The 16202-nt window shown below is 38.0% G+C and carries 18 protein-coding genes; 4 read left to right on the plus strand and 14 right to left on the minus strand.

What is annotated here, in order from left to right:
• The first annotated feature begins 4 nt into the window (after positions 1 to 4).
• Positions 5 to 2503 (plus strand): M14 metallopeptidase family protein, encoded by a 2499-nt coding sequence (locus tag ACO05G_RS01875; RefSeq protein WP_421764438.1) that lies wholly within the window; start codon positions 5 to 7, stop codon positions 2501 to 2503.
• A gap of 42 nt (positions 2504 to 2545) precedes the next feature.
• Here ACO05G_RS01875 and ACO05G_RS01880 read toward each other — a convergent pair whose 3' ends face one another.
• From ACO05G_RS01880 to ACO05G_RS01900, 5 genes are read right to left on the minus strand one after another with little or no spacing between them, the layout of a single operon-like run.
• A complete protein-coding gene (locus ACO05G_RS01880) occupies positions 2546 to 2701 on the minus strand; it encodes an Arc family DNA binding domain-containing protein (protein WP_348282693.1) in 156 nt (51 codons plus the stop codon).
• Positions 2694 to 3200, minus strand: coding sequence for a hypothetical protein (locus ACO05G_RS01885; RefSeq protein ID WP_421764439.1), 507 nt, complete (start codon positions 3198 to 3200; stop codon positions 2694 to 2696). Before ACO05G_RS01885 ends, ACO05G_RS01880 begins: the two co-directional genes overlap by 8 nt.
• A gap of 2 nt (positions 3201 to 3202) precedes the next feature.
• On the minus strand, positions 3203 to 3349 hold the full coding sequence (locus tag ACO05G_RS01890; RefSeq protein WP_421764440.1) for a hypothetical protein: 147 nt from the start codon (positions 3347 to 3349) through the stop codon (positions 3203 to 3205).
• Between the two features lie 5 nt (positions 3350 to 3354).
• Complete coding sequence (locus tag ACO05G_RS01895) at positions 3355 to 4212, minus strand: SPFH domain-containing protein (protein ID WP_421764441.1); 858 nt, start codon at positions 4210 to 4212, stop codon at positions 3355 to 3357.
• Positions 4213 to 4224: 12 nt separating this feature from the next.
• Positions 4225 to 5151: an alpha/beta hydrolase gene (locus ACO05G_RS01900; RefSeq protein WP_421764442.1), complete on the minus strand. Its 927-nt coding sequence runs from the start codon at positions 5149 to 5151 to the stop codon at positions 4225 to 4227.
• Between the two features lie 95 nt (positions 5152 to 5246).
• Here ACO05G_RS01900 and ACO05G_RS01905 point away from each other — a divergent pair, with 95 nt between their 5' ends.
• A complete protein-coding gene (locus ACO05G_RS01905) occupies positions 5247 to 5735 on the plus strand; it encodes a hypothetical protein (RefSeq protein WP_421764443.1) in 489 nt (162 codons plus the stop codon).
• A gap of 48 nt (positions 5736 to 5783) precedes the next feature.
• Here the strand turns inward: ACO05G_RS01905 and ACO05G_RS01910 are convergent, their stop codons facing one another.
• The 4 genes from ACO05G_RS01910 to ACO05G_RS01925 all read right to left on the minus strand — a co-directional run bounded on the left by ACO05G_RS01910 (position 5784) and on the right by ACO05G_RS01925 (position 8466).
• Positions 5784 to 6926 carry a hypothetical protein gene (locus ACO05G_RS01910; protein WP_421764444.1) on the minus strand — a complete coding sequence of 381 codons (1143 nt, stop codon included), beginning with the start codon at positions 6924 to 6926 and terminating at the stop codon, positions 5784 to 5786.
• Between the two features lie 10 nt (positions 6927 to 6936).
• Positions 6937 to 7632, minus strand: a complete 696-nt coding sequence (locus tag ACO05G_RS01915; protein ID WP_421764445.1) for a hypothetical protein — start codon at positions 7630 to 7632, stop codon at positions 6937 to 6939.
• A complete protein-coding gene (locus ACO05G_RS01920; RefSeq protein WP_421764446.1) occupies positions 7613 to 8215 on the minus strand; it encodes an RNA polymerase sigma factor in 603 nt (200 codons plus the stop codon). Before ACO05G_RS01920 ends, ACO05G_RS01915 begins: the two co-directional genes overlap by 20 nt.
• A gap of 104 nt (positions 8216 to 8319) precedes the next feature.
• Entirely contained in the window at positions 8320 to 8466 is a 147-nt protein-coding gene (locus ACO05G_RS01925; RefSeq protein WP_348282702.1) for a hypothetical protein, read from the minus strand.
• A 327-nt stretch (positions 8467 to 8793) separates the two neighbouring features.
• Here ACO05G_RS01925 and ACO05G_RS01930 point away from each other — a divergent pair, with 327 nt between their 5' ends.
• Entirely contained in the window at positions 8794 to 9255 is a 462-nt protein-coding gene (locus tag ACO05G_RS01930; protein WP_421764447.1) for a helix-turn-helix domain-containing protein, read from the plus strand.
• 146 nt (positions 9256 to 9401) lie between these two features.
• On the plus strand, positions 9402 to 10175 hold the full coding sequence (locus ACO05G_RS01935) for a helix-turn-helix domain-containing protein (RefSeq protein WP_421764448.1): 774 nt from the start codon (positions 9402 to 9404) through the stop codon (positions 10173 to 10175).
• On the opposite strand, the gene ACO05G_RS01940 is transcribed toward ACO05G_RS01935, so the two are convergent.
• The 5 genes from ACO05G_RS01940 to ACO05G_RS01960 form a co-directional block, all read right to left on the minus strand.
• Positions 10172 to 11131 carry a hypothetical protein gene (locus ACO05G_RS01940; protein WP_421764449.1) on the minus strand — a complete coding sequence of 320 codons (960 nt, stop codon included), beginning with the start codon at positions 11129 to 11131 and terminating at the stop codon, positions 10172 to 10174. The two genes, ACO05G_RS01935 and ACO05G_RS01940, sit on opposite strands and share 4 nt — an antisense overlap.
• The gene (locus ACO05G_RS01945; protein ID WP_421764450.1) at positions 11118 to 12185 is read right to left on the minus strand and encodes a DUF3179 domain-containing (seleno)protein; all 1068 of its coding nucleotides are present in this window, start codon (positions 12183 to 12185) and stop codon (positions 11118 to 11120) included. The genes ACO05G_RS01940 and ACO05G_RS01945 overlap by 14 nt, the downstream gene beginning before the upstream one ends.
• Positions 12186 to 12284: 99 nt before the next feature.
• Positions 12285 to 14603 carry a T9SS type A sorting domain-containing protein gene (locus tag ACO05G_RS01950; protein ID WP_421764451.1) on the minus strand — a complete coding sequence of 773 codons (2319 nt, stop codon included), beginning with the start codon at positions 14601 to 14603 and terminating at the stop codon, positions 12285 to 12287.
• Positions 14587 to 15294 carry a hypothetical protein gene (locus ACO05G_RS01955; protein WP_421764452.1) on the minus strand — a complete coding sequence of 236 codons (708 nt, stop codon included), beginning with the start codon at positions 15292 to 15294 and terminating at the stop codon, positions 14587 to 14589. The genes ACO05G_RS01950 and ACO05G_RS01955 overlap by 17 nt, the downstream gene beginning before the upstream one ends.
• Positions 15295 to 15356: 62 nt before the next feature.
• A complete protein-coding gene (locus ACO05G_RS01960; protein ID WP_348282707.1) occupies positions 15357 to 16202 on the minus strand; it encodes a hypothetical protein in 846 nt (281 codons plus the stop codon).

A 16202-nucleotide genomic window follows, 5' to 3' on the forward strand; every position in this document is an offset into this window, starting at 1 on the left:
GCAGATGAAGACACTATTTAGCATACTATCTTATCTCCCGTTGGTAATTTTTGCCCAGGTCCAAAGTCCTAAAGAATTTTTAGGCCATGAACTAGGCGAAAAATTTTCCAGACACCATCAGGTAGTAGATTATTTTACCTATTTATCCGAGAACTCAGAAAAGGTAACCCTTCAACAATATGGAAAGACATATGAAGATCGTCCGCTTTTAATATCTTTTGTTTCTTCAGCGGAGAATCTAAAAAACCTTGAGCAGATAAGGTTGGACAATCTAAAAAGGGCTGGGATAGAAGAGGGAACCCCAAATACCAATATTCCAATAGTATGGTTAAGCTACAATGTACATGGAAATGAGTCTTCCTCAACCGAGGCGTCTATGGCCACAATCTATGAATTAGCAAGAGGTGGGTCTGATAAAGAACCTTGGCTTGATAAAGTGGTAATCGCGATTGATCCATGCATTAACCCTGATGGGAGAGATAGATACGTGAATTTCTTTTGGCAATATGGTGGCCAACCTTATAATCCAGATCCCAATGCCATAGAGCATAATGAGGTTTGGCCTGGGGGTAGGGCCAATCATTATCTATTTGATTTAAATCGAGATTGGGCTTGGCAGACGCAAATTGAATCCCAGAGCCGGATTAAGATTTATAATAGCTGGTTGCCACAAATCCATGTTGACTTTCACGAGCAAGGCATCAATTCACCTTACTATTTTGCACCAGCAGCGCAACCTTATCATGAATTGATAACGGGTTTTCAAAGAGATTTTCAGGAAGAAATAGGTAGAAATCATGCCAAATATTTTGATGAAAATAACTGGTTCTATTTCACAAAACAGTTTTTTGATTTACTCTATCCCAGCTATGGTGACACCTACCCAACCTATAATGGGGCTATTGGGATGACCTATGAGCAGGCAGGACATGGCAGAGCAGGATTGGGTATTATCAAACAGGAGGGAGATACATTGACGCTATCAGATCGAATACAGCATCATTATACAACAGGGATTTCCACGATTGAAATTGCTGTCAATAACGCTGAACGCTTACTTGATGAATTTGGTCAATTTTTTGGAGACAATTCCAGATTGAAATACAAAACATTTGTATTGAAATACGATGGAAATGCAGATAAATTCAATTCGCTAAAGAGTTGGCTTGATAACCAGGGAATTGAATATGGCTCGTCCAGCGGAAGATTAAAAGGGTACGATTATAAGACAGGTAATAGTTCTGATTTTTCAATCTCTGAGAATGATTTAGTCATCAGCACCAACCAACCAAAAGCAACGCTGGCCCATATCCTGTTTGAGCCTAAAACTAAATTAGTTGATTCGGTGACCTATGATATTACGGCATGGGGTGTTCCCTATGCCTATGGAATTCAAGCCTATGCTTCAACTCAAAATATCACTGTTAATAAAGTAGAACAAGTAACATTTAACCCTGCTGATGCTCCGGATAAAGTTTACGCTTATATTAGTAAGTGGAATAGCATGGATGATGCCCGATTGCTAGCAGGATTACTAAAAGAAGGTGTGAAAATCCGATTTACAGAAAAGCCTATGAATTATAAGGGTGAATCTTTTGGAAGGGGTAGTTTGATTATTGCAAAACGAGATAATAAGGCCATTTCAAATTTCGAAGACCGGATTATCAAAATAGCGAACCAATATCAAAGAAGACTTTCAATTATTCAAACTGGATTTATGGATGGAGGACCAGATATTGGTTCATCGGAGGTTCGGTATCTTAAGAAGCCGAAGATTGCTTTGTTAGGTCATGAAGGTACTTCGTCTTTGGCTTTTGGTGCGACCTGGCACTTCATGGAGCAGGAACTAGAATATCCTGTCTCAATTCTCGGGACAGACTATTTCAGTCGTGTTGATTTAGCTAAATATGATGTCCTCATTATGCAAAGTGGTTGGTATGGAAGCTTTGGGGAGCGTGAGATGAAGAAAATCATGGAATGGGTATCGGCAGGAGGTAAGTTGATTGCAGTTGAAGGAGCCCTCAACAAACTGAAAGATTCAGATTACTCTTCTTTATCTGCCTACGTGGATGATGAAGCAAAGAAGGAAGCCGAAAAAGAGGGTAAAGAGAGAGAGGAAACGGCGAGACTCGTGCCATATGAGGAACAAGAGCGCGAGTTTATTAAAGGGTTTGCTCCAGGAGCCATTTATAAGGTTAAAATGGATAATACCAACCCATTGGCATTTGGGTATGATGAAACTTATTATACCCTTAAAACCGGGTCAAGTCGAGTAGCTTATCTAGATGGTAATAATGTAGGAATCGTCATGAAGAAAGAGGATTTGCTTAGCGGATTTGCCGGGCAATACGCAAAAGAGGATATGGCAGAATCGTTGGTTTTTGGAGTGGAGAATAAAGGAAGGGGGCAGATTGTCCATATTGTGGACAATCCATTATTTCGATCTTTCTGGCAAAATGGAAAGCTGTTGATGGTGAATGCTATGTTTTTTGTAGGGCAGTAATACCAAAACTAATTATAACAAATAGGCCGATCTTAGATCGGCCTATTTGTCTTTCAGTCTACCGTTCTCTTTGAGTGCTTTATGTATGATCCATTCTATTTGCCCATTAGTGGAGCGAAATTCATCAGCAGCCCACTTCTCCAATGCTTTCATCGTGTCCTCATTTAATCGAAGCGCAAATGGTTTTTTCTTAGCCATCTAGTCCCCAGTTTTCTTTCAATCGCCTCACTGCATGCTTCAACGCTTCTGGTTTTTGGGTTCCTAATAGAATCCTTTTGTTATTCTTGGTTACTAGCTGAAGCCCCATATTACCTGAAACATTTAGTGCTCTTCCAGACCTTAATCTAAGCCTGTATCCCCAGCCACCGTACTCCCGGATAGGCTTATATTTTCGAACATATATTTCTTTTACGTCATCCTTAGATATGATTTTCTCAGTACTCACAAATGGAGGGTATCGGTAGTAAAGATTATTTTGATCAATAGATATATAAAGTTTTGAAGTAAAGAGTAAAGCTATGACTGCTCCAGTCACTAAAGCTGCAATGATCAACCCAATAATCCCCTCTTTATCTTGTGTGAAGTATAAACCTACGATGGTACCCCCGACAGAAAAAAACGCTATGCCTATTACCAGATACCACATCCAAGTTCCAACAAAACTTTGCTCTTCCTTAAATATGATTTTTCCTTTCATAACTATCTCTCTAACATTACGATAATTGATCCATGATCTGATGCGAAGCTATTTACACGCCAGCCTTGACTAACTGTTTCTTGCAATCGCTTTTCAAATCGTTCCACTTTTTCAAACGCTTTTTGCTTTAAAAATTTGTGATTACTCATTATTGCTAGTGGTTTAGTGTCCCAGAATTAACTACAGGCGCGACATCCTTATCAGCACATAATACAACCATTAAATTGCTAACCATTGCTGCCCTTCTTTCCTCATCCAAGTCAATCACTTCTTTTTCTTTTAATTGATCTAATGCCATTTCCACCATACTTACTGCACCTTCCACAATTTTGTGACGGGCTGCCACGATTGCTGTAGCTTGTTGTCTTCTTAGCATGGCGCTGGCAATTTCTTGCGCGTACGCCAAGTAGCCAATTCTGGCTTCAAGAATTTCTATTCCAGCAATCGCCAGTCGTTCTTCAAGTTCTTGCTCAAGGTCCTCATTCACTTGCTTTATGCCAGAGCGTAAAGTCACGTCAGCCAGTTCATCATCGAAATTATCGTATGGATAAGTACCTGCCAGTTTTCTTACTGCAGCATCTGTTTGCACACGCACAAAATTTTCGTAATCATCAACTTCAAACGCAGCGGCAAAAGTGTCTTTTACTCTCCAAACCAAAATCACTGATATCATGATCGGATTACCAATGCTATCATTTACTTTGATGCGTTCGCTATCAAAATTCCTAGCCCTCAGGCTAATTCTTTTTTTCGCGTAAAAAGGGTTGACCCAATAGAAACCATTTTCTCTCACAGTGCCTATGTATTTTCCGAATAGGACCAATACTCTGGAGCCATTGGGGTTGACATAGAAGAGCCCAGGTATCATCAGTAACCATGGAACCAAAATAAGAAGCCAAATAGGTTGTTTTGTCATGGTTGTCATGGCAATACATCCACCTATCAGAGCGAAGTTGATGAATAGTGCCAGATATCCTGAAGCGGGTTTATGAGTTTTTTCTTGAGTTTGCATATCGGATCTATTTTAAAGTTTTTGAATGAATGAGATTATACCAGACATCAACCCATCACTTAGGGGTAGATCTGGGTTGTTATAAGTAGCCATATTGGCACCAGGGTCAAGTGGTGCATCTTTTAGGATATGATTCATACCTTCAAGGATTATTAATTCAGCATCGGGATATGATTCTTTTAGACTTTGCGCTTGATCTATACCAACTTGTATATCTGTTGACCCATTAACTAGTAGAATCGGGATAGAAAGCTTTTTAATTTCATCATTCGGAGTATAAGCCATGTAAGATTTTAAGAACGGTTGGATTGCAGGTCCAAACAGAGAGATCAAATAGGGGCTGTATTTGTTCACACTATACCCAGATTTCATTGAATCAATATTTATTCTTGCATCCATGGCTAGCTCTTCTGACTGAGCACCTAATTGACGTACAATTGCGTCTCCTGCATTTTCAGAAAGGCCTGATATTGAGATGAATGCCTTGACATTTTCATTGTTTTGAGCTGCCAGCATCCCAACGAGGGAACCCTGACTATGTCCGGCTATTATTAACTTTTTGTAGCCTTCGTTTTTCAGAAAATTGAGCCAGCTTCTTGCATCATCGACAAATTGATCAAACCTAATGCTTGCAGGATCATCCACAGCCTTCTTACTTGCTGCTATACCTCTTTTATCATATCGCAATACTGCATATCCAGCTGTAGCTAAATTCTCAGAAACCATTTTCAAGGAGTTATTAGTGAAACCCATTGCACTATTTCCATTTCTGTCCGTAGGACCTGATCCTGCGATTAAGAGAATGGCAGTTTTAGTTTTTTTGTTGGGCGTACTTAGTGTCCCTTTCAATTCTCCAAGTTCCACCCGCTTCTCAGTAAAATCCTGAGCTAAAGTAAGACTGCAAATTGCTATCAATGTAATTGTAAGAAGTGCTTTCATCTGGAAAATATTGAATGATATTAAAATGATATCATTGTAATATACGATGATAATTTAAAAATGGTTGTGAAAGAATAATTTTATTCTTTTGTAACATGGCTACAAAAACCCTCAATTGGAAGAACTATCATCATCAGATTTATCAGCTTTATCATGGGACCATAGCTCTCAACCTTGTGCCATTCTGTCTTTTCTTCCTGGAGTGGGACACTGGATTTGAAAAGACTATTGTAAGCTATTCAAGCCCGTTTTTCATCTTGATTGCTCAATTGATATGGGTGATAGGTTATGCTTCGTGGTATGTATGGAAAGGAGAAAGAGTGAGTTATGCCCTGGATGATAGAATGACAGTAGATGAGAAGCTCAAAGAGTTTAAAAAGAAAAACTTGTATAAGTACTTTATTTTGGCTGGTGCTGGGATGATTTCTGTTTTAGCAATGTGGATTCAGCCATCTTTCTTATTTGTACTGGCCTATTTTGGCGTCTTAATTCAATACTCATTCTTAAGGCCTTCGGAAGATAAGATTGTCAGAGATATGGGCTTATCTAAAGCTGATAGACAAAAGCTTCATGATACTGCATAAAAAAAGCACTGCCATCGCGGCAGTGCTTTTCAGCTGATTCTTAATTGTTTATAAGGTGATTCCAAAGCTGACAGCATTTAAATTCGCGCTATTTCCATCACTATTAAGCGGACCTCTATTTGGAGAGAACACCTCGTTCAAATCGTAAGTGGCAAATAGCTCTACACCTTTCCATCCCACTTGAGCTCGTAAACCGTACCGAAAATTCTCCAAAAAGAAGTTATCTCTTTCTTTATCTTTTTCATTGCTACCATTTTCCTTGAACTTATATTTTGTATGGCTGCCAATTCTATATCCTGCATATCCACCTAAACCGAACCTAAAGCCCTTTCTTGAGTATTTTTTGATTCGAACTCCACCGGATTCAATACTTGTAATCTTTCTTCTGCCTCTTGAGAAGTCAAACATTGGAACAACCGTGGCATTGATGTATGAAGCTGTGAGCTTACTTTTTTGTCCACTAATCGCATTCGGTACCTGGTTGAATTCAATCCTTTCAGATCCTTCTTGGATAACATAGTCGGTATCTTCCAATTTCCAATTATACCAGTTTATTCCTAGCCCCCACTCAAGGAAAATAGGGCCGCCAACCCATGTCCGATTGGTACTATTCAAACCTACATACCATGAGCCAAACGGTTTAACGGAGTATGGGGAGTTATTAGCATCAGGGAATTTGCCATCCTCTAGCCAGTTATTCAAGCCAATGTCGATATTGAAATGATGGGTGGTTCTGTCTGCTCTCTCTGCTTCGTAGGTTACTTTTTTGCGATCTTCCCAATCATCTTCATCCCAATCATCCACTTCATTCGGATCAACATCTACCTCGACACCACCTAATTTAATTCTGACTTCATCATCATTTATTTTCCAATCCTTCATTTCTACTTCATCGTCATCATTTACGTATGCTTTCCCATCTTTAATCTCCATATACTCCACACTGTCAGATAATTGATTGTTTAAATCTTTGATCATCTGGTTTATATCATAGTTTTCCAGAGTAGCAAGATCTTCACGACTTTTAGTCACAATCACAATCTTACTGTTATTGTTAAGTTCTATGATGACAGTATCTTGTTTTGGATCCTTAGGATCTGTCGTATATGCAGTAGCTGGCAATATCAGCGCTACCATGAGTAGAGTAAATATCGATTTCATTTTAGCTTGTATGTTATATATAGTTTCCATGTCCTTTGATTTATAATGAGTTTTTGTCCTTTTTATTTTTAAATCCACCATTTAACAGGTTGTCCTTCGCGGTTTTGATGTCGGCTAAAACATCTCCCGGATCAATCTTTTCTGCAAATGCGATAAACTTTTTCAATGCTCCGGTAGAATCTGATTTTTGTACCTGAGTGGAAGAATTATTTCCAGCTGATGCGATATACGTAATCTTGACAGCTCGGAATTCCGGTTTATTCAATTGTTCTATCACTTCATCAATTATCAAAGGCTTTTCTATCTCCGCTTCTGCTACCGTAGTTTTGGAGTCAACCTCAACTAGAGGTAGTTCTTCCATTATTTCCTGCTCCTTACTTGCTTTATTTTTAGCAAATTGAGTTGGAGGGATTACATCCCTCTGAACTTGTACAGGTTTAGCCTTTTCCTCTTTTTTATTGTTCTGTTCTAGAACAGGCACCACAAATTCTGGAGCACCTTGATATACCGGATGGCTAACTTCACCGGCTATTGGAGTAAAGGCTTGATTTTGAAATGATGGCCATACAATCCAGGAAATAAGTAAAAGAGATACTGATGCCGCCACCCAATAAATTACTGGTGTTTTTTTCTGTCGAATCTGTTTCTCAACCTGAGACCATGCATTAGCAGTAGGAGTGACCTCCAAATGGTCTAGTTTTTCTCTGAATAGCCGATCAATGTTTTGTTGATCCATTGGTAATATTATTTTCTAATTCTTGTTCTAATTCTGCCAGTCTGGCTTGTAACCACTTTCTGGCTCTACTCAACTGAGATTTTGAAGTGTTTTCACTGATATCTAACTGCTTCGCTATCTCAGCATGGCTGTATCCCTCTATTGCGTAGAGGTTAAAAACTGTCCTGTATCCAACAGGTAATTCTCCAATCATTTTTAAAAGGTCTGCCTGATCCAGTGCATCTTCCATGACACTTAGATTGGGGCTGTTAGAAACGTTTTCTATTTCGGTTTGTAGCGACATATTCCGATTTTTCCGGATATACATCAAACAATCGTTCACTATTATTCGCCTCACCCAACCTTCAAAGCTTCCTTCACTTTTAAATTGATCCAGTTTTTCAAAAACTTTAACAATGCCTCCGATCATTACATGTTCTGCTTCTTCCCTATCTCTAATGTATCTGAGGCATACTCCTAGCATTTTAGGAGCAAGTCGATCATATAAACTACGCTGCGCTGAAGATTTACCTTTACGGCAGCCTTCCAGCAATTCTTCCTCGGTTAGTGATTTATTAATTCGCAGCATGGTTTTGACCTTCATGGGGTAGATGCAGCTAGTTAGCTAATGGTTGCGTGAGGGTGAAATTATTTAAAACAAAAAAAGCTGGCAAAAGCCAGCTTCTCTAATTTATTGTTTGGTCATCTTTAATCATTCTCATGATGAGCATGATGCCGATGAAATCTGTTTTGTCTCTTTAAAAGAAAACGCCACATGCTTGTCCACATATCATCAAACGCATAGTGGATGATATTCTTGAAATTGAGCCAATTGTCTCTTTTCTTCTTTTCCATGGTTGACATATAAGCTGATTGTTGAATCAAATCTACATTTTTTAACGTAAAAAAAGTATTCCTTGTTCTGTATGTTGAAATAACTCCAAATTATTTAATCGTAATCTTGGAATAGTTCAAAAAGCTGTTGGTAGGACTAAAAAAAAAGAGGGGTCGGATAAAAACCCGAAACCCCTCTGTTAAGTATGAAGAGGAATACAAGAATAGATTAGGACCCTATTTGATAATTGTAAAAAAGGCTGAAACCGATAAACTGTAAAAAAGAAGATTTTTCTCCCCAATGGGGGTTGTTAGCTTTATCACTTGTTTTAATACAATAAACTCAATGTGAACTGGATAATGATAGCAATAGGCTTTACCATACTTGGGATAGCGCTCATTTGGTATACCAAATACCGGCCCAAAGCCACAAATGGTAATGGTAAGGAAGATCTTGATGAAGAGGAATTGAAAGAGATTTTCAATAAGACTATTGAGCTTATAACAAATGAGAAATACTACTTGAATAAGAATCTCAAACTATCAGATTTATCAAATGAACTCTCCTTCAATGAACGCCTGGTATCAAGAGCCATTAACAAGTTTGGGAGCGGAAACTTCAACAAGTTCATTAATTCGTTTCGAATAGAGCATTCTAAGGAGCTACTTACTGGAGGAAACTTTGATCATTACACCATTGAAGCTATTGCTGACGAAAGTGGTTTTTCTAACAAAGTTTCTTTTTACAATGCGTTTAAAAGTGATACAGGAATGTCTCCGACACAATTTCGTGCAGTAAAACAGTCTTAACAATATAAACCCTATCCATTTTTTTAGTAAGTGTAAAAAATCGTGATCCTTTATATAAAGAATCACGATTGTTAACATATGTACCTGAAAATCAATAAGTAGTGTACCTGCTTAATACGTTTTGGTTGAAAACAAATATCACCAGAATGTACACTCAAAACACAGGACTACTACAGGAACTAGCTATTGCAGAACAGATACTTCTCTTTGACTCGGAAGATGATAGCCGAAATCAAATACTGGTTCCAGACAACAAAGCAGAGATTTTTATACCATTAGGAGGAAATGTTGATTTCCAATGCCTTGGATGCGTAAGATCTCTTTCCATTCGAAGCGGAAACGGATATTTCTTGATGCCTCGAGGACGTGGAGCTAATATCTCTTTGAATGAAAGGACTAAGCTTTTAATTATAAAAATCAATCCAATTTATGCGAAAAAGATTGCTTCCAATTTTGCTGAGATAGCGAATGGTGTTTTTCAAATCAATATCTCATCAGTTCAATTGAATTCTCTTATGGACTTATCTGTATCTAGGGATAAGTATGAAGCTAGCAGTATTATCGAGGAGCTAAGTAATCTTTCTTATGATCTTTATGACCATAACTTGACCATTCTAGAGTCTATGGAGTACATAAAAGACTCATGTGGTACAATATCTATAAAAGAGATATACTCCTCTTTAAACATTAGTAAATCGAAGCTGGAACAGCATTTTAACAAAGAGGTGGGTTTAACTCCGAAGGAGTATTGCAAGATTGAGAAAATCAACTGCTTTATTAAGTCATACCTGAACGATATGGATCAAAGTCTAACAGAACTTACTTATCGATGCGGATACTATGATCAATCTCATTTAATAAAGGATTTTAAGTATTTCTTAGATACCAGCCCTAAAAAGTTTTTTTGCTCATATCGTTAGTCGAATTGTTTCCTAGGACTGCTAAAATTGACTTGAAGTATGACTCTACTTGAAGATGAGAGCTGTTCTCCAACAACTTCTGAATAAATCGGCATTTCAGTAGCTAAATTGATGGAAAGGCTCTCATTAAAGCTCCAAATTAGTCCGGGTTTGATGAATATCCATTGTCCGCCGGTGTTGGGAAGCTTTTGATTTTCTACTATATCTATCCAGTTTTTTCTAAATAAAAATTCGAGTGAAAAATCAATGAGCTGATTGGCGACTGTCAAATTTTTTATTATTCCGAAACGACTTACTAAACTATTGCCAACTTTATATTTCTGGGTTAAGTTATATTCTTTAAAAGTTCCGGTAAGTTGAAATAGAGAAGATGTTAAAAATTTAATTCTGTTCTCTGGTAAAGCTTGCTGAAAGTACAACCAGAATAGCTTGTCAAATGCACCTGAACCAGGTTGCATATCAAGACTTAGTCGGATACCATCCTTGTTCAATTGATTTGTTTTTCCTGTTGCTAATTTTGCGCCTAACCCTCCAAATCCATCAAATCCAGTCTTTTCTGTTTTTAAAAATCGATATTTAGCAAGAATGGCAATATCTCCTATTCCCGAAGATTGCTCCGTGTTAATTTGACCTGAAAAGCCGTTTATTTTGCGAAATTGTTGGACCCAGGATAACGTCAAATCCACCGATATTCTTTCGTAGATAGAATAACTGCTTATAAAAAGGAGAGAGGTTGTTCTTCTTTCTCTAATGCGATCATCCACCCTTTGACTCCCACGCATGACTCTCTTTAGGTAATTAATATCGCCAACAAGTGCTGCTTGAAAATTGCTTTTGGATGTGGGGACAATGCCGATGTTAGAGGATAAAGGAACTCCACCTGAACAACAATTTTGAGCCAGACATTCGGTAAATAAAAACAAGAGAGTGAATAGGGTAAGACTAATCCTTTCCATCTTGATTGTACAATTCAATCCCAGGAAACATAGCACCCACTGAAAACCAATATGCCGTATACCCATTTGGTTTTGTTAAATCCTCATGTTCATCATTAAAGGACTTTCCAAAGATGTCCCAGCTCTTGTTTTGTTTTCTGATAATGATTCCTTCACTTTGACTTTCTATTGAATATTCTCCACCTTCATCGTAAAAAGCTGTAATAAGCCCAGCTTCATTATAGGTGATCAAGATCACTCTGGTGCCAAGGATTGTATCTTTTATGATGGAAAGCGAGTTCTCTGCGTTTAGAGGATACGCTTTAGGCCTGGAATCAATAAAAAGCACGTAAACGCGCTCAAAATTTTCTAAACGAGTATCCTGGGGCGAGTATGGCCATAGGGGAGTGTCATTGAGTTCAATCAGTTCACTGAAAGATTGAGAGTAGTCTTTATCAAAGCCGGTATTTATGGATAAGACTTTAAAATCAATAGATTGCTGCTTCCATTCCTTCCAGGTCATCTCAATGAGATTAAGGACATTGATGGTTTTACAAACAGAGGGACCTCTAATTGAGGTGAGTAACATCTGAGACCAATGACTGTCGTTCTTCCGATCAAAATAGATCAGGTTTGAGTTATGTAATAGCCCACTCACTCCAAATGAACCATCACTACCACGACAAAATCCTATCGCACTACCTGTGAGCGGACAAAAGGTCATTGTATAGTTAAAGTTATCAGCCTGACCATTTACAATTTCGTGTCTGTCTATGATGCGATGAGGAAATAACAAAGTTTGATCACCGGTATTGATACCGATGACCAATTCATTGTCTTTCAAAAAATCGACTTCATCCCTTGAAATAAATGTTGGATCATCGAGTGATGGTATCCCATCTTTTCCAACTCCTCCCCCAATAATCAATGAGGGATCAATTAACCAACCTGATACAAGATTGCAATTGTCCCCTAAAGGAATTTCTGGCTCATGATCATGGTCAATTATTTCCTGATCATCACTGGAACAGGCAAGGATAGATAATAATAAAAATATTAATTTCAATAATCTCATAATCAATGAGTTACATCATTAATTTACTTAATTATTGCCTGATTTTCATTTTAAATTTATAGCTTATATCGCTGGACTGTTCCCTATACGACACTTGATTTATTTTCTAATTGAAATGATGTTTCTAATACTCTTTTCAGCAGTTTCTAATGTTACTACATATAGGCCTTCTGATAAATCAGACAAGTTTACTGTAGATGCTGTTTTAGTGATTTCCAATGATTTCAAAACCTTCCCCGATAAATCGGTAATTTTTAGTAATCCATGATTGCCGTTTTCAATATTTAAGACGTCTTTCACTGGATTTGGATAAATAATTAACCTATCCTCAGGAATTTCAGCCCCAAGTATTGTAAACACATCCGAAATGTTTTCACACCCAGCCTCATTTCTGACAATTACATAATAATCCCCATTTCCCGAGAAAGGTATTTGTGTTGTCCCACTTGCATCTATCAGCTCGCCTTCATAGTACCATTCAATTTCGAAAGCACTGGACAGTAACCTTAATTCATCATTTGAGAAGATGATTACAGGACTAGCTGGTAACTGGCTAAGAGTTGTAACTTTCACCACTTCATTAATGACTCGTTCTCCGCTTTTGATAAACAAGGTATACTCCCCAGCACTTAGCTCTGAGAATGTTCCGGAAGACTGATAGTCTTGACCGTCCAGACTATACAGTATCTCATTTCCATTAAAACTTGCGTCAATGACAATTTCACCGCTTCTATCTCCCGCACATTTTTCGTTTGTTATCTGCAGATTTCTAATAACAATATCATCGGCATATTCGACCTTGATATTGTCGATAAAGAAATTATTACCATTATTATTTCTAGCCTCAATGACTATCTGCACAAAGTCAGTGTCAGGATCGAATGGGAGATATTCCTCCACACATGTCCACTCTTCATTATCAGGTGAAAATGATGAACTCTTTGAATCTGCGGTAGCATTCTCTTTTCCATTTGCCCTCCAGACTTCAGTCCAGTCACCACATCCTTTAGAGAGAATTCTAATCTCATCGATTCGCTCTGAAACTCCATCCGAGAAATAGGTAAACGCATAATCAAAACTTAATATGTAATCCATTTGTCCAGGGTTTTCCAATGGAGTAAAAATGAGATAGTCAGTTGTTCTGGCACTTTGATAATTATAAAAACCCATCGATAGAGATTGTGAACTTTCGAAACCCGTTTGCTCAATGGAAAAGCTTTTTGAATCTCCCGGAGTATGAATATTGTAATCAGAAATTAAGCTGGTTTCAAAACCTTCATTAAGAGCGGTTATCTCAGGATTCGGACTTTCAACTTTTATCGCATTTTGAATGGTTTTTGTATCAGTGCTGCCGTCTTCACCATAAGTAGTAAGCGTAACATCATAGAATCCGGCAGCTGAGTAAGAGGTAACAGGATTATCTGAGTCAGCAGAAGTGGGGTCTCCACCAGAAAACTCCCATTCCACACTTTCATAATCTCCTTCTGAGAGATTGGTGAACGGTACTTCATCTCCTATACAAACAATACTTTGTGGTACCTCAAAGTCAGAAATAAAAGGCTTTTGTATTAAGTAACTTCTGAAACTAAGATATCCCGAAAGTGCTCTTTCATATTGACCACTAGTGAATATTCTTCTGCAATTCTGTGGGGCATAAGACATGATGTTTTCAGTGTTTGGCTGAAATAAGTCCCCATTAGCGTCTCGTTCATTGCTGGTATATTGGCATTGATCATTTACATTCCCGGTCAGATTGGGATCAGCAGGGGTGTCGCACACATCATCGCCAGCGGTAGAGCAATTACTACCGTCTACCAACTCGTCAGTTGTGCCATTATTAGTTTTTCCATGTGTATGATATAATGTAAGGTAATGACCTATCTCATGTGAGAGCGTAGTTCCATTTGTTGTACAACCATTATCCATCAAAATCCGATCGGGATTACCTGGGAAATATGCATACCCACATAGGGCACTTGAGCCAGATGTGACACTATTTGCAAAGTAAATATTTATCGCGTTGGCTAGATCTCTTTTGCTTGCTAATGCGTCTTCTTGATCAGCCTCGTAATCAAAAAAAATGTCATCATCCACGTAATCTATTTCTCCAAAAAGGAAAAACTCCAGTCCCGCGTTAGCATAAAAATCATTCACTTTTGCAAGAGCGGTTATAAGTTGTCCTTCGGTTAGACCTCCAGTGCCATCAGACCTTCGAATGATGTGCGCCTTGATCGCAAGTTTTTGGTTTTCATTTGATATTCTCAGCCTGTTAAGTGGAATTAGGTTCGACCTTATGAGTATCTCGTCTTTTCCAGTTAAAATAGTCCCGCACTCTTTTTCTTCATTTTGAGCTTTCAATAAGAAAGCTGACAAAAGAATAATAAGAGTTAGTAAATAGTTTTTAATTAATGTTTTCATAGTATTCGAATAATTCACCTAAATCATTATCCTCTTTTAGGTCAAGGCTATTTTTCTTTATGTATGCTTTAATTTTTTCTTCCTGGTCTTTAAACAACTTTACCAATACTCTTTTAGATGGTTTAATGGGTATGATCTGCGCTTTATCCTTCATAACAAAGTATTCTTTCTTAGAAACATATTCGTCATAGGCTACCCCACTTCCATATGCTTGATTTCCGGGATCTTTTCTTTCAAGTCTTACTGAATGTTTTTTTAAAAGCGCGATGGTTTTGCCATTAAAGAGGTCTTGAACAAAATGCTTCTTTCCTCCAAACTCAACACTTCTGAAACTCAGAGTATTTTGACCATTTATTATTTCAAATTCTTCAATACCTTTTGCGTCAAGCAAGGCGTGTGTATCATTAACCCTTAATATCAAATAAGCTTCTAATAGATCGTATTTGATACTAATTCCCCTTAGTGTAAGCCCCTCAGCAGTAATAACATTACCTTCTCTCCAATCTTCAAATAGGTATTTTTCACCTAATACAGATGAGTTTTCATTGTATGATCTTAATTGATTTTTTTTCAGCCATGTTTCTATATCGTGCCGTGTTCCCGCACCTGTAAGACTTGTAAGCCCTTGTGTATTTGCAAGGATGGGAATGAATATCAGAATAAATAAGGGTATTTTTTGAATTGTTTTCATAGTTGATATTTCATAAAAAAAGGCATTGGAATACAATGCCTTTTTTTGAATTTTAATATGGTTTAGTTTTTCTCAAACATCATTTCAAAATCACCATTACCTCCTAAGCCTCCAACTACGGAAATAGTGGTTTCTGTATAGACACCATTAGTTTGTCCTTGAGGCATATTCCACGCACCAACACCTACAAATGAAGCTGTAGTGCCAAGAGCGATTACCTCTTGCGGACATGTCAGGAACTTGATGGTGTAGTCACTGCCAAAAGGACCTCCAGATAGTATGGCTGTAGTACCTGACGGATCAGATGGATCAGCAGTCAAAGTAGCATTACCTCCTGAATTTGGAAATCCAAATCCGTTTAGTGAGCCTCCCGGACAACAACTATTCGCAGTTCCCACTGCATCGATATATACCCACTCACCAACATAGGCAGTAAGATCTATCGGACAATCATCATCACCAATGGTCACTGTAATTGCAGAATTGTTCTTATCCGGACCTGGAAGACCAATCGTGAAATCACCGCTGACATTTGTGATAGTGAATACTAACTCCTTATCACCATCAGAGAAAACATTATCAACAGGTCTTATTTCAAGACTTGCACTGGACTCTCCAGCTGGAATAGTTAAACTTCCGGAATTATCTGAGATTGTGTAATCACTAGCACTTCCAGCTACTACTTCCAGCGTATAATCCACTGTTACATCAGATGATTGCAATGGAGCTGCTAAAAGCACCTCAACAACCAATGAGTCAGAGCTATTCTCAAGAATAGTACCTGAGGAACTACTGAATGCAATAAAACTATCTGTAAGAACAGCTTGAGTTTCCGTTTCAGTACAACTTGCAAGGGCAAAAATGGCCACTAGCAACAGTACATATAACTTTTTTATAATTTTCATCAT

It is taken from the genome of Ekhidna sp. (genome assembly GCF_965227465.1).
In the GTDB taxonomy this organism is placed as follows: domain Bacteria; phylum Bacteroidota; class Bacteroidia; order Cytophagales; family Cyclobacteriaceae; genus Ekhidna.